Below are 1,305 nucleotides of genomic sequence, written 5' to 3'. Positions count from 1 at the left end.
TTTTCAAAGATAGTTTCCTCTATTTCCCTGTCTTTGGAAAAGACTAGGTTGTCAAATATATTATAAATTTTCATATTTTTCCTAGTCTTCTAGGCACATTTGATAAATTTTCTTCACATCGCTTGGTTTTAGGTCTATGAAGCCTTTTTTAACTCCGTCCTTGCCACAAGCCTTGATACTCATTTCTTCAAAGTGTTGGCTATCTATGCCAATTTTTGTAAGATTTGAATCAAGACCTAGGTCTTCAAAGAAAAATTCCCTTACTTTCTCTATGGTTTGCCTTGCAATTTCCATTGGTTCTTGATTTTTATCTAGATCAAAGACATTTACTCCTAGGTCTACATATTTGTGGACTGTTTTCTCGCTTAGGGTATATTTCATCCACCTTGGTGTGAGGATGGCAAGGCCTAGGCCGTGGGTTATGTCGTAGAAGGCAGATAGTTCATGCTCGATTGGGTGAACTGTCCAGGAAGCCTTGCTGGATGCTGATATAAAGTCATTTATAGCCCAGGATGAGGCCCACATTAGGTTGGCTCGGGCTTCGTAGTTTTCTGGGTCTTTTAGGGCGATTGGTCCATATTTGATTACGGTTTTCATTAAAGATTCCATTATCCTATCTAGCATAAACATGGTGCCATCTACATTGAAATAAGTTTCAAAAATATGAGACATGATGTCTGCTGTTCCTGCTGCTGTTTGGAATTTTGGTACTGAGTAGGTTATTTCTGGGTTTAAAAATGATACCTTAGGTCTAGTGTCTGGGTGGCCTGAGGATAATTTTTCCTTAGTTTCTGGATTTGTGATGACACCACCGCAGTCCATTTCAGATCCTGTTGCTGCCATGGTTAGGACTGTTAGAAGTGGGATAGCAGGGCTCATTGGTTTTTTCTCTGAGATAAATTCCCATGGGTCAAAATCAGCACAGGCTCCCGCTGCCATAAATTTGGATGCGTCTATGGTTGATCCTCCACCTACTGCAAGAATAGCTCCAATGTCATTTTCCTTGATTATCCTAATACCTTCTCTTACAGAGCCTATCCTTGGGTTAGGCTCGATGCCAGAAAGTTCAAAGACTTCAATACCAGCATCTTTTAATTCCTTTATGACCTTGTCATAAACTCCGTTTCTTTTTATAGAACCTCCTCCATAGGTTAGGAGGATTTTGTCGGTGTATTTTTTTGCTTCTCCACCTAAATAATCTAGGGCATCTTTTCCAAAGTGGATCCTTGTTCCAATATCGTAAGTAAAGTTATTCATAAAATCTCCTCTCTTTTTTTATTTCTACCCATTTTATAAAATTTTTCA

General features: G+C 38.9%; 1 protein-coding gene. It reads right to left on the bottom strand.

What is annotated here, in order from left to right; translation table 11 throughout:
* Positions 1–81: 81 nt before the first annotated feature.
* Complete coding sequence (locus tag Q0410_RS07580) at positions 82–1,257, bottom strand: iron-containing alcohol dehydrogenase (RefSeq protein ID WP_299035164.1); 1,176 nt, start codon at positions 1,255–1,257, stop codon at positions 82–84.
* Positions 1,258–1,305 lie beyond the last annotated feature (48 nt).

The sequence above is a fragment of the uncultured Anaerococcus sp. genome, assembly GCF_937934665.1.
Taxonomy (GTDB): Bacteria; Bacillota; Clostridia; order Tissierellales; family Peptoniphilaceae; genus Anaerococcus.
This window is presented reverse-complemented; position numbering and strand designations above follow the sequence as displayed.

Bases quoted from the DNA above. Each gene is read 5' to 3' on its own strand.
- Q0410_RS07580 (WP_299035164.1), bottom strand. From the start codon at position 1,257: ATGAATAACTTTACTTACGATATTGGAACAAGGATCCACTTTGGAAAA.